Source organism: Micromonospora sp. NPDC051227, assembly GCF_044455385.1.
In the GTDB taxonomy this organism is placed as follows: Bacteria; Actinomycetota; Actinomycetes; order Mycobacteriales; family Micromonosporaceae; genus Micromonospora.
Genome location: NZ_JBITET010000016.1, coordinates 1 through 19185, shown reverse-complemented (window position 1 = coordinate 19185; position 19185 = coordinate 1). Strand labels below are relative to the sequence as shown.

Here is a 19185-nt window from a genome sequence, read left to right as displayed (position 1 = left end):
GCGTGACCGCCGACGTGTCCGTGCGGGAGCGGATGGTGCGGCGCCTGGACGGACTCGGCACCCTGGTGATCTGCACCGACCTCGCGGAGTTGCAGGCAATGATCGGCGGGCCGGTCATCGGGGGGCCTGCGCGACCCCCCACCCCCACCACCGCGTCCGTCCACGCTCCGGCCGTAGCCGCAGCCGCTCCAGCCGTCGGCGTGGCCGGCCAGATCAGCCTCGGTGACCTCACCATCGACCCGCTCGACCACCGGGTGGCGTGGCGCGGAGAACCGCTGGCCCTGACCCGGCTCGAGCGAAACCTGCTCACCCAACTCGCCACCGCACCGGTCGGAGTCTGGACGTACCAGAGGCTCTTCGAATCGGTCTGGGGCTGCGCGTTCCTCGGCGACACGTCGATCCTGCACTCGGCCGTGAAGCGGTTACGTCGCAAACTGCACGCCGTCGACGATGCCCTGCGGGTGCACACCGTGCGGGGCATCGGCTACCGGCTCAGCGTCGACTGATGGCCGTCGCGCCACAACCGAAACGGCTCGTCACCGGGTCTTCCGGTAACGAGCCGTTTCGCTCTGGTGGGCGATACTGGGTTTGAACCAGTGACCTCTTCCGTGTCAAGGAAGCGCGCTCCCACTGCGCCAATCGCCCGTGCTTGTTGCCGAGGTGGGGACGGGATTTGAACCCGCGTACACGGCTTTGCAGGCCGTTGCCTCGCCTCTCGGCCACCCCACCGAGGTTGCCCCCGTCATGCGTGGCGGCAGCTCCGAGCGGACGACGGGATTCGAACCCGCGACCCTCACCTTGGCAAGGTGATGCGCTACCAGCTGCGCTACGTCCGCACGCCCCCGGACGTTCCCGGGTGACGGATGAGAACTTTAGCCGAGCCGGTCTTTGACTGCCAACTCGGGGTCGCCTCGGCGCGTCCCGCGTGTCCGGCGCTGGACCGGAGCCACCATCGGTGGGCTTCCTAGGGGGCTGACCTGATACCCGCATCCGGCACTGACCGTGACACTCTGACATCACCAGGAAATGATCGTCATCACCGCGTCGCATGCCCGACCATCGACGCCTCCACCCCCCGACACTGGGCAGCGGACCTCGACGAACACTCTGAGTTGAACGACCGACGACACCCCGAGGAAGTGTCCGGCTTCCGACTGTCGCCGCGTGGATCGGCGCGTGGTGGTAACTGTTCGTGTTCAGTCGGATGGGCTACGGTAACGGTCGTGACGAGACGTGCGGCCGAGATCCGCCTGGATGCCCTGCTGCGCACCGCCTGCGACGTGATCGTGGAGCGCGGTCTGGCCAACACCCGGACGGCGGACGTGGCGAATGCCGCGGGCGTGAGTCAGGCGTTGGTTTTCTACCACTTTGCCACCAAGGAGCGCCTGCTCGCACAGGCCTTCGCGTACGCGGTCGAGCAGGATCTGGCCCGGCTCGACGCGGTGACCCGCTCGTCGGCCGCACCGCTGACCAAGCTCCGCCGGATCCTCAAGCTCTACACCCCGGCCGGGCGGGCGACCTCCTGGTCGATGTGGATCGACGGCTGGTCCGAATCGCTGCGTACCCCGGAGTTGGAGAAGGTCTCCCGGCGACTCGACCTGCGCTGGCGGCAGGACCTGGCCGCCGTGATCACCGCCGGGGTGGCCGACGGCACCTTCCAGTGCGCCGACCCCGACGGGGCCGCCTGGCGGATCAGCGCGGTGATGGACGGCCTCGCCGTCCAACTCGCCGTGCACGACCGGGTGATCTCCCGCCGTCAGTTCGGCGAGTGGGTCCGGCTGGTCACCTCCCGAGAGCTCGGCCTGGACCCGGCCGACCTGGACTGAGCTGGGTAGCCAGCACCGATCCCCCACACCGGGCCGGGCAAAACGGGCTCAGTCCGCCCCGTCGACCGGAACAATCGGCAGCATGGATCTCCTGGAGGCGTACCGCCGGAGCCTGGCCGAATTCATCGACCGGGTGGACCAGATCGAGCCCGGCCAGTGGTCCGACCCGACACCCTGCTCGGACTGGGACGTCCGCACGCTTGTCAACCACGTGGTGACCGAGGACCGGTGGAGCGTTCCGCTGCTCGCCGGCCGGACCATCGACGAGGTCGGCGACCGGCTCGACGGTGACCAACTCGGCGCCGACCCGATCGCGACGGCTCGGGAGGCCGCCGCGCAGGCCGAGATCGCCGCCACCCACCCCGGCGCCATCGACCGGACCGTGCACCTCTCCGGCGGCGACACCCCGGCCATCGAGTACCTCCGGCAACTCCTCGCCGAGCACCTCGTGCACGGCTGGGACGTGGCGGTGGCCATCGGCGCGCAGCCGCAGCTCGACCCGGACGCGGTGCACGCCGCCGCCCAGTGGTTCGCCGGCCAGATCGAGGCCTACCAGCGCAACAACCTGGTCCACACCGGGGTACGGGTGCCCGACGACGCCGACGAGCAGGACCACCTGCTGGCCGCGTTCGGCCGCGACCCCGACTGGGCGCCGAGCGACTGATCACGGCGCGGCGGTCAGCTCCGGCGGTGGAGGTTGGCCCGCGTCCGGTCGCCGTCGTAGTGGGCGAGCACCCGGTGGTCCATCACCCGGCGCCACAGCGGTGGCACCAGCGCGACGACCAGCATCGTGGCGTAACCGGCCGGCAGCTGCGGCGCGGCGTCGAAGCTGCGCAGCGTCTGGTAGCGGCGCAGCGGGTTGGCGTGATGGTCGCTGTGCCGCTGGAGTTGGAAGAGGAAGACGTTGGTGACCGTGCGGTCGCTGTTCCAGCTGTGCCGTGGGTCGACCTTCTCGTAACGGCCGGCGGCGGTGCGCTGCCGGGCCAATCCGTAGTGCTCCAGATAGTTGACCGCCTCCAGTAGGGAGAAGCCGACCACCGCCTGGAGGGCCAGGAATGGCAGCACGCCGAGGCCGAAGGCCAGGGTCAGCGCCGCGTACAGCATTACGGTCATGGCCCAGGCGTTGAGCACGTCGTTGCGGTGGGTCCAGGGTGACCGACCACGGACCCGGAACCGGCTGGTTTCCAACCGCCAGGCCGAGCGCAGGCTGCCGAAGACGGTACGCGGCCAGAACGCCCAGAAGCTCTCCCCCAGCCGGGAACTGGCCGGGTCCTCCCAGGTGGCGACGCGCACGTGGTGGCCCCGGTTGTGTTCCACGTAGAAGTGCCCGTAGCCGGTGGGCGCCAGGGCCACCTTGGACAGCCAGCGCTCCACCCGTTCCCGCTTGTGGCCCAGCTCGTGAGCGGTGTTGATGGCGATGCCGTTGACCACGCCCATGGTGGCGACGAGGCCGGCCGCGCCAGCCACCGAGAGCCCGTCGCGGGTCCACACCGCGCAGCAGAGCACCAGGGCGGCGTACTGGGCCGGAAGGTAGAGGTAGGTGAGCCACCGGTAGTAGCCGTCCGCCGACAGTCGGGGCACCGCCTCCTCGGGTGGGTTCTGCCGGTCGTCGCCGCGCAGCAGGTCGATCACCGGGATCAGGCCGAAGACGACGACCGGGGTGAACCACCAGGCCCAGGCCCCGCCGCCGGCCCGCCACAGGACGAAGCCGGCGAAGGGCAGCGTCGGCACCAGCAGCGCCAGAGGCCAGAGCGGCTTGCGCGGGTCCCGCCAGGCGGCGGGCTCGATGGTCCGATCGGCATCGACGTCCACGACCAACCTCCACTCTCACGTCCTGCGTCGACCCTGACAGCCGGCCGGCGCTTTTACAAGAGCAGCGGTTTTGTAAAGTTGAGTTATCTCGATCTGTTGGTGCGGCGCCGGCCCGGGACCTTGCCGCGACCTCGACGGACTGATATCCACAGATGCGCATGCGTCACCACGCAGCGACGGTCGGCGATCGCCGGCCATCCCGCTCCCACGAGGAGGTCCCGTGCCACAACCGGAATGGTCACCCCCGATGAGCCGGCGTCGACGCCGGCTCATTGCCATCCTGGCGACAACGGCGACGGTCGCCGCGCTGCTCCCCACCGGTGTGAGCACCGCGGCCCCCACCGGCGGCGCGGCGTCCGCCGAGCGCCGGTCCGGGCCGTTCGCCGAGGGGCACGCACCCGCCGACGCCGACAACCGCACCGGTACGGCGGCACCTGACGCCCGCCAACGCGGCATGGCCCGCGCCGTCGACCCCGACGTCCGGTGGAACCGGCTCGGCACCCCACAGGCGCTCGGCCCCGGTCGCACCCCGCTGGCCAGCGGGCTGCCCGCCGACCCGGAGGCCGCCGCCCGCGCCTACCTGGCCGCCAACCGCCACCTGTTCGGGATGGACGCCGCCGCGGTGGCCAACATGGAACGGGTGCTGGTCCGGCCGATCGGCAGCGGCACCGTGGTCACCCTCCGGCAACGCTTCGGCGACCTGCCGGCCGGGCCGGACGGCCTCGTCACCCTCGCGGTCGACGACGGCGCGGTGCTCTCGGTCAGCTCCTCGCTGGCCCGGAACACCGACGCGCCAGCGCCGGCCACCCGCACCGCCGAGCAGGCGTACGCCGCCGCACTCGCCGACGCCAAGCTGACCGCCGACGCGGTGGCCAGCCACACGGTCCGGGCGGTGGCCGTGCCCACCCCGCTGGACGGGCCACGGGCCGCCTACGAGGTGACCATGATCGGCGCGGACACCGAGCACCCGGCCGCGTTCACCAGCTACGTGGACGGCAGCACCGGGCAGGTGCTGGTCCGCGAGGACCTCGTCGACTACGACTCCGACAACCCGAGCTGGGCGGTCTTCCCGGCCACCCCGCCTCGCGACCTCGGCCCCGGGCAGGACCCCCGGGTGCGCTGGTGCGGCGACCCGGCCCCCGGCTGCCAGGCCGCCTTCCGCGACCCGGCCACCGGCCAACCGTGGGACGTCGACGCGGCCACCGGCACGCCGACCTTCACCTCGCGCGGCAACTCGGCCAACACGGTGCTGTCCTGGGGCGCGAACACCCCGGTCGTGCCGGCCCCCACCAGCCCGGAACGCCGCTACGAGTACCCCTTCACCGACCAGTGGCACCAGGCCCGGTGCAACCCGGGGGTGTTCACCTCCGCCCAGCGCAACGACGCGGACGCGTCGATCGCCAACCTCTTCGCCATGCACAACCGGATGCACGACTGGTCGTACCAGCTGGGCTTCACCGAGTCGGCGTGGAACCTCCAGGCGGTCAACCTCACCCCGTCCGGGCTGGGCGGGGACGCCGAGCAGGGCCGTGCCCAGCAGGGCGCGTTGACCGGCAACCGGAACAACGCCAACCAGGGCACCCCGCGCGACGGGCTGCCGCCGACCACCAACATGTACCTCTGGCAGCCGCAGGCGGGCGGGCCGTACCCGCCGTGCGTTGACGGCGACTACGACATGACGGTGATCGGCCACGAGTACACCCACGCGATCACCAACCGGATGATCGCCGGCCCGGACAGCGGGATCGGCGGCCACCAGGGTGGAGCGATGGGTGAGTCGTGGGGCGACCTGCTCGCCGCCGAGTACCTCTTCCAGCACGGGCTGCGGGCGCCCGGCGAGACGCCCTTCATCACCGGCGGCTACGTCACCGGCAACCTGGTCAGCGGCATCCGCAACTACGACCTGAGCCGCAGCCCACTCAACTACTCCGACATCGGCTACAACACGGCCGGCCCGGCGGTGCACGCCGACGGGGAGATCTGGGGCGCCACCAACTTCCGGGTCCGCTCCGCCCTGGTCAAGCGGTACGGCCTCGGCACACCGCAACGGCAGCTCAACTGCGCACAGGGGAAGGTCGCGGCAGATCAGTGCCCGGGCAACCGGCGCTGGTCGCAGCTGGTCTTCGACTCGTTCCTGCTCCAGGCCGCCAGCCAGGTCAGCATGCTCGACATGCGGGACAACATGCTCACCGCCGACCTGCTCCGCTTCGGCGGCGCGAACCAGGACCTGATCTGGGCCGAGTTCGCGCGCTCCGGCATGGGCCGGGACGCCGCCACCAACGGTGCCGGCGACACCGACCCGACGCCGAGTTTCGCCTCACCGAGCGGTGGCAACGCGACGCTCACCCTGCGCCCGCGCGGGGACAGCGCCGACGCGCCGATCCGGGTGTACGTGGGGGCGTACGAGGCGCGGGCCGTGCCGGTGGCCGACACCGACCCGGCGACGCCGATCCCGGACACCGTGGAGATGGTGGCCGGCACGTACGACCTGCTCGCCGTGGCCCCCGGGTTCGGGCACCAGCGGCTCAGCGTGGTCGCCAAGGCCGGTCAGGACAGGTACATCGATCTGCGGATGAGCCGCAACCTCGCCTCCACCGCCTCCGGCGCCACCGTCACCGGCGACGGGGTCAACCTGGACCGGGCCGTCGACGACACCGAGGCGACGAACTGGGCCTCCCTGGACGGGGTCGCCGGCCGGCAGCTCACAGTGGCGCTGCCGGGGGACGCCCCACAGACGGTCAAGCGGGTGAACGTCAGCGCGATGCTGCGCCCGGCGATCACCGGCGACGCCGACACCGGCGCCCAGAACGCGCTCAGTGCCCTGCGCTCGTTCGCGGTGTCCGCCTGCAACGCGACGACCACCGACTGCGCGGACCCGACGCGTTGGCAGCGCATCTACACCAGCGCGGGGGACGCGTTCCCCGGCGGGGCGTACCGGGCGTACAGCCGCGACATCAACCTCCGGACGTTCGCGGTACCCACCACCCTCGCCACCCACCTGCGCCTCGAGGTGCTGGCGAGCCAGTGCACCGGCGGCCCGCACTACGCGGGCGAGCAGGACGACGACCCGGCCACGACGACGGACTGCGCGACCGCCAGCCCGGCCCGCAGCCAGGTCAGGATCGCCGAGTTCCAGGCGTTCGCGAAGTGACACCGTGGGGCCGGCGGATGTCCGCCGGCCCCACGGTCTCGATCAACGGTGCGCTCGGCGCCATGGATCGGCGGCGGCCGGACGCTCCCAGCGCCGGTCCACCGGGGGGTCGTCGTCGGCCTCGTCGGCGCCCCCGGCCGCGGCCCGGGTCAGCTGCCGCAGCCGCAGCAGCAGCCCCACCCCGAGGAAGAGCAGCAGCCCGCCGAGCAGGAAGGCGACCTGCACGACGCCGAACGCACCGGACTGCGAGACCGGGCGGTTGGCCGCCGGTGGCGCGGCCTCGGCCGGATACTCCGCGACCGGCTCCTCCGTCGCCGTACTCTCGCCCTCGGCCGGCGCGCTCGCGGATTCGGTGGGCTCCGGCGGGGTCGCCGTCGGCTTCGGCGTACTGGTCGGAGCGCCGCCCGCCCCCACCACCGAGCGGGTGGCGGTCTGCCGGGCCAGCAGGCGCAGGTTGGCGTCGTACGCCTCGGCCGCGAGGGTGACCCGCCCCTGGGTGACGTCCTCGGCGAAGGCCACCCGGTAGCGGGCCGTGACAGTGCGGCCCGGGCAGAGCGTGCCCGGATCGAGCTGCCGGTCGGTCAACCGGGCCACGTCACCCTCGGTACGTATCTCCAGCGGAAAGTCGCCGGTCTCCTCCACCCGGTCCATCTTCACCTGGTCGAGCCGGAGGCCCCCCTGCACGCTGAGCACCATCGACCAGCGCACCTTCGCGCACCTGGCGCGTCGATCCGTCTGGGAGACCACCGCGGAGATCGTCCGCACCTGCTCGCCGGCCGTGAACCGTCCCGGCAGGCCGCTCATCTCGGTGGTGAAGGCCGCCTGTGCCGGGGCGGCCACCGCCAGCTCCACCCCGCTCAGACAGGCCAGCACCACCCCTGCCCTCAGCGCATACCGCCACACCGTCACCACCGCCGTCCTCCGTTCGGTCGCCTCCACCCCGCAACGCTAGAAGCGGAGCACCGGCCCGACCAGACGGGTGTGTTCGCACCGGACGGCAAGGACGGGGCGGGTTTTCACCGACCGTGATGAACCGGTCACCACTCCCCCGCGACACGCCGGGAGCCGGGCCGCTGCGAGAATCACGCCGTGTCCGAGCTCTCCAGCACGTTCGTCCGGCTGCACGCCCGGCTGGCCCCGGTCCCCTTCGTGCCCGAGGTGCGGCTGCACCAGGCGGACGAGCCGATCGGCCTGTGGGAGCTGACCGAGGGAGAGTTCTCCAGCGACCGACCGCCGCCGTTCTGGGCGTTCGCCTGGGCCGGCGGGCAGGCCCTCGCCCGCCACGTCACCGACCACCCGGAGCTGGTCGCCGGCCGGCGGGTGCTCGACCTCGCCTCCGGCTCCGGCCTGGTGGCCATCGCCGCCGCCCGCGCCGGCGCGGCGTCCGTGCGGGCCGTCGAGGTGGACGAACTGGCGGTGGCGGCGGTCGCCCTGAACGCCGAGGCCAACGGGGTACGCGTCGACGCCGAGTTCGGCGACATCCTCGACGGCGACGCCGGGGACGCCGAGGTGGTGCTCGCCGGAGACGTCTTCTACAGCGAGGCGCTGGCCCGCCGGGTGCTGCGGTTCCTGCTGCGCGCCGCCCGGGCCGGCGCGCCGGCGCTGGTCGGTGACCCCGGCCGGGCGTTCCTGCCCCGGGACCGCTTCGACGAGGTGGCCGGGTACGACGTGCCGGTGCCGGAGGCGCTGGAGAGTGTGCGGGTGAAGCGCACCACCGTCTGGCGGCTGCGGGCCGGGCTGCCGGGAGCCTCCGGCTAGCGTGTCCGGGTGCTGTTCCGCAGCTGGGCGCAGGTGGCCGACCCCGCATGGCCGGACGTGGCCCGGGTGCCGGACCACGTCGGCGGCACCCACCTGGTCGTGACCCGGCACGCGCTGGTCCGCCAGGTGCTCGCCGACCCGACCACCTACCGGCCGGACAACGCGCTGGACGCGGTGACACCGATGCCGGTGACCGCGCTGCGGGTGCTCGCCGGGCACCGGTTCCGGCTGCCGCCGACCCTGGCGAACAACTCGGGCGTCAGCCATCCGCAGATCCGGGCGATCGTCGCGGAGGCGTTGCACCCCGCCCGGGTGGCCGCGCAGCGGCAGTGGCTCACCGCGTTGGTCCGGGACCGGGTGGCCAGGATCGGCGCGGCGCTCGACGCCGGTACGCCGATCGACCTGTACGCGGACCTCGCCGCTGACCTGCCGCTGCTGGTGCTGGCCCGGCTGGTCGAGTTGCCGGACGCGCCGGTGGGCGCGGTCAAGGAGTTCGCCCGCGCCGCGCTGGAGTTGTTCTGGGCACCACTGGACGCCGACCGGCAGGTGGCGCTCGCCGCCGAGGTGGGCCGGTTCCACCGGGTACTGCGTGACTTCGCGGCCGTCGGGGGCGGTCTGGCCGCCGAGCTGCGCGCGGCCGGGCACCCGCCGGACGTGGTGGTCGGCGCGCTCTTCTTCCTCTTGGTCGCCGGGCAGGAGACCACCTCGCAGTTCCTCACCCTGCTCCTGCACCGGCTGGCCAACGAGCCCGTGGTCCGGGCCGGCCTGCGCACCGGCGAGGTCGCGGTGGCCGACGTGGTGGAGGAGGGGTTGCGGCTGGAACCACCGATCGTCACCTGGCGGCGGGTGGCGACGACGGAGAGCACGCTGGGCGGCACGCAGGTGCCGGCGGGCAGCAGCCTCGTGCTGTGGCTGGGCCGCGCCGGCCGGGACCCGGCGGTCGTCGAGTCGCCCGACGAGTTCCGTCCGGGCCAGCGTGGATCACGCCGACACCTGGCGTTCGGGGCGGGCGCGCACCGCTGCGTCGGGGACGTGCTGGCCCGGATGGAGGCGGCCGTCGTGGTGGCCGAGGCCGCGCCGCTGCTGGACGGGGTGACAGTGCTCCGTCCGCCCTGGTGCCCGGACAATCTCACCTTCCGGATGCCGGACGCGTTCGTGGTCCGCCGCTCCCCCAGGGTCACCGGGCTGCCCGGATCCTGACATCCGCTCGGTATGTTTCCGGGCGTGTCAGCCATCCCCACCCGTCGGATCCCTGTCGTCGTAACGCTTCTGGCCCTGCTGGCGTTGACTGCCTGCACAGTCCGCCCCAGCCACCCGGCGCACGCTCGACAGATCACCGCGGCCCAGCCGACTCCGTCCGCACCGGCACCGACCCCCTCGGCCTCGCCGTCCCCGACCGCGAAACCCGCGTTCAAGAGCCTGGCCTGGTACGTGTCCCAGGTGCCGACGTTTCCCGAGGCACCGCAGCCGCAACCGGTGACGCTGCCCACGACCGGTTCGGCGGCGTTCTGGCACCGCCTGCCGACGGACCAGAAGGTCGCCTTCATCACCATCGACGACGGGGGGTTGGCCCGCCCGCCGGGAGTGATCGACTTCATCTGGGAGGCGCGCATCCCGGTGACGATGTTCCTCAACTCGCCGGCGGCGGCAGAACACACCGACTACTTCCGGCAGATCGAGGCGGTGGGCGGGGTCGTGGAGAACCACACCATCACGCACAACTCGCTGGCCGGCCGGTCGTACGACTATCAGAAGCGGGAGATCTGCGGTGCCGCCGACAGGTTGGAGGAGCTGTTCGGCAAGCGGCCCACCCTGTTCCGGCCACCGTTCGGCGAGCATGACAGCACCACGCTGAAGGCCGCACACGACTGCGGCGCGAAGGCGGTCTTCCACTGGACCGAGACCGTCCACGAGGGGAAGGTGCGCTACCAGACCCCGGAGAAGTTGGTCCAACCCGGCGACGTGCTGTTGATGCACTTCCGACCGGCGCTGATGGACGACCTGCTCGCGGCGTTGAAGGCGATCCACCGGGCCGGGCTCACCCCGGCGCTGCTGGAGCAGTACGTACGGTGATCAGCCCGCCACCGGCCTGACGAAAGTCAGGGGTGGGTGGTGCCGTTCGGGCGCGGCGGGGTGGCAGGCCGCTCGCCTAGCGTCAGCACATGATCACATTACGTGGGTTGACGAAACGGTTCGGGTCGACCGTCGCTGTCGACGCGTTGACCGTCGACATCGCGCCCGGCCGGGTCACCGGCTTCCTCGGCCCCAACGGCGCCGGCAAGTCCACCACCATGCGGATGATCCTCGGGCTGGACCGTCCCACCGCCGGGCAGGCCCTGGTGAGCGGGCGCGCGTACCGGGAGTTGCGCCGGCCGCTGCACGAGGTGGGCGCGCTGCTCGACGCCCGGGCCATCCACCCGGCCCGGTCCGGCCGGGCACACCTGCGGGCCATGGCGCACAGCAACGGCATCCCGACCCGCCGGGTCGACGAGGTGTTGGACACCGTCGGGCTGGACGGACGGGCCGCCGGTAAGCCGGGGCGAACACTCTCACTCGGCATGGGCCAACGGCTCGGCATCGCCGGCGCGCTGCTCGGCGACCCGCCGGTGCTGATGTTCGACGAGCCGGTGAACGGACTCGACCCGGACGGGGTGCGCTGGGTGCGGCAGCTGATGCGCTCGCTGGCCGACGAGGGACGGACAATCTTCGTCTCCAGCCACCTGATGAGCGAGATGCAGCTCACCGCCGACCAACTCGTGGTGATCGGTCGGGGACGGCTGCTCGCCGACTCGCCGATCGGCGAGGTGATCGCCCGCGGCACTGTCGCGGTCCGGGTCCGCAGCCCGCACCCGGACGGGCTGGCCGCGCTCGCCGCGCGCCTCACGGCCGCCGGGGCGACCGTCGAGGCGGCCGACCGTAACGAACTCACCGTCACCGGCGCCACCGCCGACCAGGTCGGCGACCTGGCCCACGAACTGGGGGTACGACTGCACGAGCTGAGCGCGCACGCCGCGTCGCTGGAGCAGGCGTTCATGGAGCTGACCGCCGACAGCGTCGAGTACGCCGGCGGAACGACCGGAGGAGGGTCACGATGAGCGTCAGCACCCGTCATGGCGCGGTGGCCGCCGAGTGGACCAAGCTCTCCTCGGTGCGGAGCTCCTGGTGGACGGCGCTGGCTGGGCTGCTGGTGATGGCGGCGAGCGCCGGCCAGCTGGCCATCTACGCCGCGAACGACAACACCAACGACGACCCGACCGACGACCGGGGGATCGTCACCGTCGGCAGCGTGCTGATCGACTCGGTCGAGCTGACCCAGTACGTGGTGCTGGCGCTGGGCCTGCTCGCGATCACCGCCGAGTTCACCAGTGGCACCATCCGCACGACGTTGCAGTGCACCCCGTCCCGTGGTCGCGTACTGCTGGCCAAGGCCGCGGTCGCCGGGGCGGTCACCTTCGCGCTCGGGCTGCTGCTCGGCGGCGTGGGCGCCCTGGTCGCCCGGCCGGTCCTCGGCGAGTGGGGCAGCGCCCCGGCCGCCGACACGGTCGGCGACATCGTGGCGGTGGCGACCTACCTCGCGCTGGTCGGCGTGCTCGCCCTGGGCCTCGGCGCCGCGTTGCGCAGCGCGGTGCTCACGCTCACCGTGCTCCTCGCCACCCTGATGATCGTGCCGCTGTCGCTTCAGGAGCCGGACATCGACGTGCTGAACCGGATCGCCGACGTGTTCCCCGGCGTGGCCGGCGGGCACTTCCTGGCCGGCGACACCGAGCCGTACCCGCCCCTGGTCGGGCTGCTCCTGCTCGCCGGGTGGGCCGCCGCCGCGCTGCTCTTGGGCCGGGCCGCACTGCGCCGCCGCGACGCGTGAGGGATGTCGGCTGAGCGGGGCCCCCGGCCCCCGCTCAGCCGTCGACTAACCCCGCCTCGTACGCCAGGATCGCCGCCTGCACCCGGTTGCGGACGTCCAGCCGGGTGAAGATGCTGGTCAGGTAACTCTTCACGGTGCCCTCCACGAGGTGCAGCCGGCGGGCGATCTCGGCATTGGAGAGGCCCGCCCCGACGAGGGCCAGCACCTCCCGTTCCCGCTCGGTCAGCCCGGCCGCACGCTCCCGGGCGGCGGGTCGACGGGCCAGCCGGTCGGCCCCCAGCTCGATCACCCGGCGGGCCACCCTCGGCGACAGGTACGCCCCACCCTCGGCGACGGCGTGCACACCGGCGATCAGTTCACGCGGATCGCCGGCCTTGAGCAGGAACCCGCTGGCACCGTGCCCGAGCGCCTGGGCCACGTGGTCGTCCTCGCCGAAGGTGGTCAGCATGATCGTCGCGGTGTCCGGCACGACCCGGCGGATCTCGGCGGCGGCGGCCAACCCGTCCAGCCGCGGCATCCGGATGTCCAGCAGCGCGACCCGGGGTCGGTGGGCACGGACCAGCTCCACCGCCGCGTGCCCGTCGCCGGCCTCGGCGACCACCTCGATGCCCGGATCGCTGGCGAGGATGGCCCGGACGCCGGCCCGGATCATCGCCTCGTCGTCGGCCAGCACCACCCGGATCGGCGGCGCCCCCGTCGTGTCGGTGTCCACTACGCGATCCACTCCTTGCTGACCAGCCGGCCGTCGGTGAAGCAGAGCCGCCAGGTCGGCGCGGCGAGGGGGAAGTTGCCGTCGGTGTAGTACTCGCAGCCGGCCCGGTCGACCGGTGTTGGGCGTTCCAACTGCCGCCGGGGCAGCCCGACCAGCTCGGACCGGGCCGCGCCGACGCGCATCTGGTCGAAGGTGGCCCGGTCCAGCACCGTCCCGGCGGTCGCCACCGGGTAGTAGACGAACGAGAGCACCAGGGCGAAACCGACCGGGGCGACGAGCGCCACCAGCAGGCTGCGTCGAACCCGCCGCCTGGCGTCGTGCAACCGCCGCTCGGCGTCCACCGGCCGCTCCGCCGGACCCTGTCGCTCGTCGGACCAGGACGTCGGCCCGGCCTCGGCCGCCGACCCGATCGCCTCCGGCGGCGCCGCGGTGGCCGGCAACACCGCCCGTACCGCGAACCCGCCGCCGGCCCGGTGGCCGGCGTCGAGCGTCCCGCCGGCGAGGCGGACCCGCTCGGCGAGGGCGACCAGCCCACTGCCCTGCGACGGCGGGGCGGGCAGCGGCCCGGCCGGCGGAGCGTCGTTGACGACTGTCACCTCGACCCGGTCACCGTCGCGGCTGAGGCGCACGTCGACCGGGGCGCCCGGCGCGTACCGGGCCGCGTTGGTCAGCGCCTCCCGGACGATCCGGTGCGCCGCGTGACCGGTCATCGCCGGTAGGTCCGCGACCACCGGGGCGGTGTCCAGCCGTACCGCCATGCCGGCCTCCCGGGCGCCGTCGACCAAGTCGGCGACGGTCTCCCCGCTGGGACGCAGCGACGCGCCTGCCTCCTCGCGGAGCACCCCGATGATCTCGTGCAGTCGCTCTGTGGCGGCGGAGACGCTGGCCCGCAACTCCCCCGCTGCGGCCCGGTGCCGGTCGTCCAGGTCGGCGGCGACCTCCAGGGCGGCGGCGCGCAACGCGATCAGGCTGAGGTCGTGACCGAGTGAGTCGTGCATCTCCCCGGCGATCCGGGCCCGCTCACGCAGCCGGATCCGCTCGGCGGCGCCCCGCTGCTCGCGGGTCAGCGCGTCGACGTGCCGGCGACCGGCGTCGGTCAACTCCTGCTGCTGGCGGCGGTACCGGCCGACCAACCAGGGGAACACGGCGGCGAAGAGCAGCACCGAGGCGAGCAGGAACCAGGTGGCCGCGCCGGCACCGAGCAGCCCCAGGTTGAGCGCCGTGCCACCGGCCGTGATCAGTACGAAGACCATGATCGCTGGACCCACTGTGGCGCTGCGCCGCCCGGCGAGATAACTGAAGACCGGAATGGCGAACACGAAGTTGCCATCAACCAACGACCCGAGCACCGCCAGCACCAGGGCGACCAACGGCTGACGTCGACTCGCCACCACCGCCACACTGAGCACCAGCAGCTTGCCGACCAGCAGCGGCAACGTGTACCGCGTATAGGGCGGGCTGGCCTCGGCGTAGCCGACCGGGGCGACCACCACCGCCCAAAGCAGCACGTCCAGCAGCAGGCGACGCCGCCGGTGCAGCCAACCCGGCGGCGGGAAGTCGAGGATCCGCACGGCGGTCAGGCTACCCACGCCCGACCTGCGCGGACACCGACGAAAGTCAGGTGTTCAGCCGCTCTCCTCGGCCCAGACCCGCCAGTCGTCGAGCACGCCGTGCAGGGCCGGGGTGAGCCAACCCGGCGCGGACCGCCGGAACACGCCCGGGTCCATCGCGCCCGCGCCGTCGGGCAACGCGCCGAGCAGGTTCGGCACCAGATCGGTGAGGTTCGTCCAGTGCACCAGCTCCGGCCGGGCCGGCCAGGCGCCGATCACCACACCGGCCGGCACCGCCCTACGGTCCAGCGCCTCCAGGGTCAGCGCGGTGTGGTTGAGCGTGCCCAACCCGGCGCGGGCGACCACCACCGCTGGCGCGCCGAGCGACACCGCCAGGTCGGCCATCGTCCACGGCTCCCCCGACGGCCGCAGCCCCATCGGAACCAGCAGCCCACCCGCGCCCTCGATCAGCACGAGGTCGTGCTTGTCGGCCTCCGCGCGGACGGCGTCCACCGCCGCGTACAACTCCAGCGGCGGCAGGTCGGCGACCCGCGCGGCGGCCAACGGGGCGAGCGGATCCGGGTAGCTGGCCAGGGTCCGACCGGTCAGCGGCGCAGCCAGCCGGTTCACCGCGTCCACGTCGCCGGGCTCACCGCCGGCTGTACCGGTCTGACCCGGTTTGACCACCGCCACCCGCAGCCCGGCGGCCTGCGCGGCGGCCGCGATCGCCGCGGTCACCACCGTCTTGCCGACCTCGGTGTCCGTCCCGGTAACCAGCACCGACCCCGCCCACCCGGTCATGGGGCGGTGTCCACTATGACGTCCAGCGCCCGATCGAACGCCGCCCGGGGCACCCCCGCGCTCACCGTGAGGCGCAGGCGGGAGCGGCTGTCCGGGGTGGATGGTGGCCGGAAACAGCCCACCGCGACGCCCCGGTCCCGGCAGTCCGCGGCCCAGGCGGTCGCCGCCTCCGGCCCCGGAGCGGTCACCGAGATCACCGCCGCGTCCGGGGCGGAGACGGTCAGCCCGGCCGCCCGCAGTCGACCGACCGCCAGTCCCACCCGGTCGGAGAGTTCGGCGCGCAGGTCGTCGCCGGCCTGGGCGAGCCGCAGCGCGGCGTGCACACCAGCGGCGACCGCCGGCGGCAGTGCCGTGTCGAAGATGAACGTGCGCCCGGTCTCGACCAGATGCCGGACGAACTCGGCCGGGCCGGCGACAACGCCACCCGCGCCACCGAGCGCCTTGGACAGGGTGGCGGTCACCACCACGTCCGGCTCGCCGGCCAGCCCGGTGGCCGCCACCGCGCCCGCGCCGGCCGGGCCGGTCAGGCCCAGCGCGTGCGCGTCGTCGACCAGCAGCAGCGCGCCGTAACGGCGGGCCACCGCGTGCAGCCGAGCCAGCGGGGCGAGATCACCGTCGACCGAGAAGACCGACTCGGTCACCACCACCGCCGGGCGGCCGGGAGCGGCGGCGAGCACGTCGGCTACCGCGTCGACGTCGGCGTGCGGGGTGACCACCGTCTCCGCACCGGAGATGCGGCAGCCGTCGATCAGCGACGCGTGGTTGTGCGCGTCGGAGACGAGCAGCGTCCGAGGTTGGACGAGCGCCCGCAGCGCGCCGAGGTTGGCCAGGTAGCCGGAGGAGAAAACCAGGGCGCCGTCGGTGCCCAGCCAGCGGGCCAGATCCTCCTCCAGCGCCCGGTGCGCGTCGGTGGAGCCCCTGACCAGGCGCGACCCGGTCGCCCCCAGCCCGTACGCCGAGAGTGCCGCGGTGGCCGCGGCGATGACGTCCCGGTGGGTGGCCAGACCGAGGTAGTCGTTGCCGGCCAGATCAGTCATCTGATCGTCGGCCGGACGCGGATGCAGTCGCCTGGTGAGCCCGGCCTTCGCCCGCAGCTCCGCACGGCGGTCGAGCGCCGCCAGCCAGTCCGCCACCGTCACCCTCCCCCGCTGTGCGTGCCGGTCAGCCCGACACCCGCCGGGCGAAATTACCACCCGCCGTCACCGGCCCGACGATTCCACTCGGTGCGAGCTGTCCGCGAACTGCCAGGGCATTCCAGCTGATCGGGAGGCCTTGTAGGGTACGAGCCATGCCAGAGATCCTCGACCAGGCCCGGACCCAGGTCCTGGGTGACGGTGTCGGCCTCGATCAGGCCGGCGTCCTCGCCGTGCTGAACCTGCCCGACGAGCACCTGCCCGCCGCCCTCCAGCTCGCTCACGACGTGCGGATGCGCTGGTGCGGCCCGGAGGTCGAGGTCGAGGGAATCGTCTCGCTCAAGACCGGCGGCTGCCCGGAAGACTGCCACTTCTGCTCGCAGTCGGGCCTGTTCACCTCGCCGGTGCGCTCGGTCTGGCTGGACATCCCGTCGCTGGTCGAGGCGGCGAAGCAGACCGCCGCGACCGGGGCCACCGAGTTCTGCATCGTCGCCGCGGTCCGCGGCCCGGACGCCCGACTGATGAAGCAGATGCGCGAGGGCGTCGCCGCCATCAAGGCGGCTGTCGACATCCAGGTCGCCGCGTCGCTGGGCATGCTCACCAAGGAGCAGGTCGACGACCTGGTCGACATGGGCGTGCACCGTTACAACCACAATCTGGAGACCTGCCGGTCGTACTTCCCCAACGTGGTCACCACGCACTCGTGGGAGGAGCGCTGGGAGACGCTGCGGATGGTGCGCGACTCCGGCATGGAGGTGTGCTGCGGTGGCATCCTCGGCCTCGGTGAGACCGTCGAGCAGCGGGCCGAGTTCGCCGCACAGCTCGCCGAGCTGAACCCGCACGAGGTGCCGCTCAACTTCCTCAACCCGCGCCCCGGCACCCCGCTGGGTGACCGTCCGGTGGTGGAGGGCAAGGACGCGCTGCGGGCCATCGCCGCGTTCCGGCTGGCCATGCCGCGCACCATCCTGCGGTACGCCGGTGGTCGCGAGATCACCCTCGGCGACCTCGGCACCCGCGATGGTCTGCTCGGCGGCATCAATGCGGTGATCGTCGGCAACTACCTGACCACGCTGGGTCGACCGGCGACCGCCGACCTGGAGCTGCTGGACGAGTTGAAGATGCCGGTCAAGGCGCTCTCTGCCACGCTGTGACGACCATGACGACGACGGAGCTGTGGTGCGACCGGTGCGGTGAGTCGGCGACGGCCACCGCTCACCCGGGCTGCGCGTCGGCCCGCCAGTTGGAGCCGCCCCGGTTCTGCCCCCGCTGCCGTCGCCGGATGAAGGTGCAGGTGCTGCCGGTGGGCTGGTCGGCGGTCTGCGTCGAGCACGGCGAGATCCGGGGCTGAGCCGGTGCTGCGAGGGCGGGCGGTGACACTACGACCGGCGACGGTCGCGGACGTGCCGGCCCTCGCCGCGATCCGGGCCGACCCGGAGGTACGCCGGTGGTGGCGGGGCGGCGACGACCTGGCCGACTCCGTGCGCGCCGACCTCGCCGACGACGACCTGCACGTGTACGCGATCGAGCACGACGGTCGGGTGATCGGCGCGATCCAGTGGTACGCCGAGGCGGACCCGGACTACCGGCACGCCAGCCTGGACGTCTTCCTCGACCCGGCGGAGCGCGGCGCCGGTCTCGGCGGTGACGCCATCCGCACCCTGGCCCGACACCTGATCGACGAGTACGGCCACCACCGCTTCACCATCGACCCGGCCGCGGCGAACAGCGCCGCCATCCGGGCGTACGCGAAGGTTGGTTTTCGCCCGGTGGGCGTGCTGCGCCGCTACGAGCGCGGCGCGGACGGCCGCTGGCACGACGGCCTGTTGATGGACCTGCTCGCCGACGACCTGGTGGAGTGACTCAGGCGTCGTCCCACAGCAGGTGGCCGTCGGGCAGTCGGCGGGCGCCCTCGGCCGGCCGGTGCGGGCTGAGGCGGCCGTCCGGCATCAGGTGCGCCACGGGGATTCCGTTGCCCAGCGTCGCGACGTCGGCGATCAACCGTCGGTGGCAGCGCCACCACACGCTCTCGCTGCACATGATCGCGGTGGTCCGACGATCCGCCTCGGCGAGCACCTCGACGAGCGCGTCGTCGAACTCGGCCGTCCGCGTGTGGGCGGCGTACGCCCGGAACGCCGCGACCGTCCACCAGGTGTCCGGCTCCGGCTCCCCGGCCGGGACGTGCCGTCGTCCACCGAGCCGCGGCTCCCAGCGGTAGTCGATGCCGCACTCGGGCAGCCACCGTTCGAGTTCCTCGCGGCGGACGTCCGGGTTGGTGCGGCTGGCTGGGTATCGCCGCACGTCCACCACCTGGCCGATCCCGGCCCCGGTCAGCAAGTCTCCCAGCCGGCCCCGATCGGCCGCGCCGTGCCCAACGGTCAGCAACTCTCGCACCACCGTGGCTTGCCCGGAATCCCGCCGACCTATCCCACCCGAGTCCGCCCGCGAAGGCCGGGCGCCGCAGATCTTGGACAGTTACCGTCCGGGTGGAACTGTGCTGTCCCGAGACATGTGTCAAGGGGAAGTCCCGATAGTTGTGTCATGAGTTGTTGATCAAGTTGTGTGGATGAGGCTGATGTAGGA

The 19185-nt window shown here is 72.8% G+C and carries 19 protein-coding genes and 3 tRNA genes; 12 read left to right on the top strand and 10 right to left on the bottom strand.

Annotated features, from left to right (window positions below):
* The first annotated feature begins 32 nt into the window (after positions 1-32).
* Positions 33-506 carry a winged helix-turn-helix domain-containing protein gene (locus tag ACIA47_RS28365; protein WP_203125567.1) on the top strand — a complete coding sequence of 158 codons (474 nt, stop codon included), beginning with the start codon at positions 33-35 and terminating at the stop codon, positions 504-506.
* Between the two features lie 64 nt (positions 507-570).
* Here the strand turns inward: ACIA47_RS28365 and ACIA47_RS28360 are convergent.
* The 3 genes from ACIA47_RS28360 to ACIA47_RS28350 all read right to left on the bottom strand — a co-directional run bounded on the left by ACIA47_RS28360 (position 571) and on the right by ACIA47_RS28350 (position 836).
* A tRNA-Val gene (locus ACIA47_RS28360) sits at positions 571-645 on the bottom strand.
* Positions 646-658: 13 nt separating this feature from the next.
* Positions 659-729 (bottom strand) — tRNA-Cys (locus tag ACIA47_RS28355).
* 34 nt (positions 730-763) lie between these two features.
* A tRNA-Gly gene (locus ACIA47_RS28350) sits at positions 764-836 on the bottom strand.
* Between the two features lie 387 nt (positions 837-1223).
* Here ACIA47_RS28350 and ACIA47_RS28345 point away from each other — a divergent pair.
* Both ACIA47_RS28345 and ACIA47_RS28340 read left to right on the top strand, forming a co-directional pair.
* Positions 1224-1826, top strand: a complete 603-nt coding sequence (locus ACIA47_RS28345) for a TetR/AcrR family transcriptional regulator (protein ID WP_091400759.1) — start codon at positions 1224-1226, stop codon at positions 1824-1826.
* Positions 1827-1908: 82 nt separating this feature from the next.
* Complete coding sequence (locus ACIA47_RS28340; protein WP_396711414.1) at positions 1909-2490, top strand: TIGR03086 family metal-binding protein; 582 nt, start codon at positions 1909-1911, stop codon at positions 2488-2490.
* A 14-nt stretch (positions 2491-2504) separates the two neighbouring features.
* Here the strand turns inward: ACIA47_RS28340 and ACIA47_RS28335 are convergent, their stop codons facing one another.
* On the bottom strand, positions 2505-3638 hold the full coding sequence (locus ACIA47_RS28335) for an alkane 1-monooxygenase (protein WP_396711413.1): 1134 nt from the start codon (positions 3636-3638) through the stop codon (positions 2505-2507).
* 220 nt (positions 3639-3858) lie between these two features.
* Between ACIA47_RS28335 and ACIA47_RS28330 the strand changes: the two genes are divergently transcribed.
* Complete coding sequence (locus ACIA47_RS28330; RefSeq protein WP_396711412.1) at positions 3859-6789, top strand: M36 family metallopeptidase; 2931 nt, start codon at positions 3859-3861, stop codon at positions 6787-6789.
* Between the two features lie 42 nt (positions 6790-6831).
* On the opposite strand, the gene ACIA47_RS28325 is transcribed toward ACIA47_RS28330, so the two are convergent.
* Positions 6832-7728 carry a hypothetical protein gene (locus tag ACIA47_RS28325; RefSeq protein ID WP_396711411.1) on the bottom strand — a complete coding sequence of 299 codons (897 nt, stop codon included), beginning with the start codon at positions 7726-7728 and terminating at the stop codon, positions 6832-6834.
* Between the two features lie 150 nt (positions 7729-7878).
* Here ACIA47_RS28325 and ACIA47_RS28320 point away from each other — a divergent pair, with 150 nt between their 5' ends.
* The 5 genes from ACIA47_RS28320 to ACIA47_RS28300 all read left to right on the top strand — a co-directional run bounded on the left by ACIA47_RS28320 (position 7879) and on the right by ACIA47_RS28300 (position 12409).
* Positions 7879-8547, top strand: a complete 669-nt coding sequence (locus ACIA47_RS28320; RefSeq protein WP_396711410.1) for a class I SAM-dependent methyltransferase — start codon at positions 7879-7881, stop codon at positions 8545-8547.
* A 9-nt stretch (positions 8548-8556) separates the two neighbouring features.
* The gene (locus ACIA47_RS28315; RefSeq protein ID WP_396711409.1) at positions 8557-9747 is read left to right on the top strand and encodes a cytochrome P450; all 1191 of its coding nucleotides are present in this window, start codon (positions 8557-8559) and stop codon (positions 9745-9747) included.
* A gap of 24 nt (positions 9748-9771) precedes the next feature.
* Positions 9772-10620 carry a polysaccharide deacetylase family protein gene (locus ACIA47_RS28310; RefSeq protein ID WP_396711408.1) on the top strand — a complete coding sequence of 283 codons (849 nt, stop codon included), beginning with the start codon at positions 9772-9774 and terminating at the stop codon, positions 10618-10620.
* Positions 10621-10709: 89 nt separating this feature from the next.
* Positions 10710-11642, top strand: coding sequence for an ABC transporter ATP-binding protein (locus tag ACIA47_RS28305; RefSeq protein WP_396711407.1), 933 nt, complete (start codon positions 10710-10712; stop codon positions 11640-11642).
* Positions 11639-12409, top strand: coding sequence for an ABC transporter permease subunit (locus ACIA47_RS28300; RefSeq protein ID WP_396711406.1), 771 nt, complete (start codon positions 11639-11641; stop codon positions 12407-12409). The genes ACIA47_RS28305 and ACIA47_RS28300 overlap by 4 nt, the downstream gene beginning before the upstream one ends.
* Before the next feature lie 34 nt (positions 12410-12443).
* Here ACIA47_RS28300 and ACIA47_RS28295 read toward each other — a convergent pair whose 3' ends face one another.
* The 4 genes from ACIA47_RS28295 to ACIA47_RS28280 are packed head-to-tail and all read right to left on the bottom strand — an operon-like array spanning position 12444 to position 16605.
* A complete protein-coding gene (locus ACIA47_RS28295; protein WP_396711405.1) occupies positions 12444-13121 on the bottom strand; it encodes a response regulator in 678 nt (225 codons plus the stop codon).
* The gene (locus ACIA47_RS28290; protein WP_396711404.1) at positions 13121-14692 is read right to left on the bottom strand and encodes a sensor histidine kinase; all 1572 of its coding nucleotides are present in this window, start codon (positions 14690-14692) and stop codon (positions 13121-13123) included. The genes ACIA47_RS28295 and ACIA47_RS28290 overlap by 1 nt, the downstream gene beginning before the upstream one ends.
* 54 nt (positions 14693-14746) lie before the next feature.
* Positions 14747-15472 carry a dethiobiotin synthase gene (gene bioD, locus ACIA47_RS28285; protein ID WP_091400737.1) on the bottom strand — a complete coding sequence of 242 codons (726 nt, stop codon included), beginning with the start codon at positions 15470-15472 and terminating at the stop codon, positions 14747-14749.
* On the bottom strand, positions 15469-16605 hold the full coding sequence (locus ACIA47_RS28280; RefSeq protein ID WP_396711403.1) for an 8-amino-7-oxononanoate synthase: 1137 nt from the start codon (positions 16603-16605) through the stop codon (positions 15469-15471). Before ACIA47_RS28280 ends, bioD begins: the two co-directional genes overlap by 4 nt.
* Before the next feature lie 155 nt (positions 16606-16760).
* On the opposite strand from ACIA47_RS28280, the gene bioB reads away from it, so the two are divergent.
* Genes bioB through ACIA47_RS28265 form a run of 3 tightly spaced genes read left to right on the top strand, consistent with a single transcriptional unit; the run spans position 16761 to position 18464 of the window.
* Positions 16761-17756: a biotin synthase BioB gene (gene bioB, locus ACIA47_RS28275; RefSeq protein WP_196927769.1), complete on the top strand. Its 996-nt coding sequence runs from the start codon at positions 16761-16763 to the stop codon at positions 17754-17756.
* A gap of 5 nt (positions 17757-17761) precedes the next feature.
* Entirely contained in the window at positions 17762-17953 is a 192-nt protein-coding gene (locus tag ACIA47_RS28270; protein ID WP_112675545.1) for a hypothetical protein, read from the top strand.
* A gap of 4 nt (positions 17954-17957) precedes the next feature.
* Positions 17958-18464 carry a GNAT family N-acetyltransferase gene (locus ACIA47_RS28265; RefSeq protein WP_091400729.1) on the top strand — a complete coding sequence of 169 codons (507 nt, stop codon included), beginning with the start codon at positions 17958-17960 and terminating at the stop codon, positions 18462-18464.
* Position 18465: 1 nt separating this feature from the next.
* Here ACIA47_RS28265 and ACIA47_RS28260 read toward each other — a convergent pair whose 3' ends face one another.
* Entirely contained in the window at positions 18466-18996 is a 531-nt protein-coding gene (locus ACIA47_RS28260) for a DUF488 family protein (protein WP_396711402.1), read from the bottom strand.
* Positions 18997-19185: the final 189 nt, after the last annotated feature.

Coding starts and splice junctions, on each gene's coding strand:
- ACIA47_RS28365 (WP_203125567.1), top strand. CDS start 33: ATGGTGCGGCGCCTGGACGGACTCGGCACCCTGGTGATCTGCACCGAC.
- ACIA47_RS28340 (WP_396711414.1), top strand. CDS start 1,909: ATGGATCTCCTGGAGGCGTACCGCCGGAGCCTGGCCGAATTCATCGAC.
- ACIA47_RS28305 (WP_396711407.1), top strand. CDS start 10,710: ATGATCACATTACGTGGGTTGACGAAACGGTTCGGGTCGACCGTCGCT.
- ACIA47_RS28300 (WP_396711406.1), top strand. CDS start 11,639: ATGAGCGTCAGCACCCGTCATGGCGCGGTGGCCGCCGAGTGGACCAAG.
- bioD (WP_091400737.1), bottom strand. CDS start 15,472: ATGACCGGGTGGGCGGGGTCGGTGCTGGTTACCGGGACGGACACCGAG.
- bioB (WP_196927769.1), top strand. CDS start 16,761: ATGCCAGAGATCCTCGACCAGGCCCGGACCCAGGTCCTGGGTGACGGT.
- ACIA47_RS28270 (WP_112675545.1), top strand. CDS start 17,762: ATGACGACGACGGAGCTGTGGTGCGACCGGTGCGGTGAGTCGGCGACG.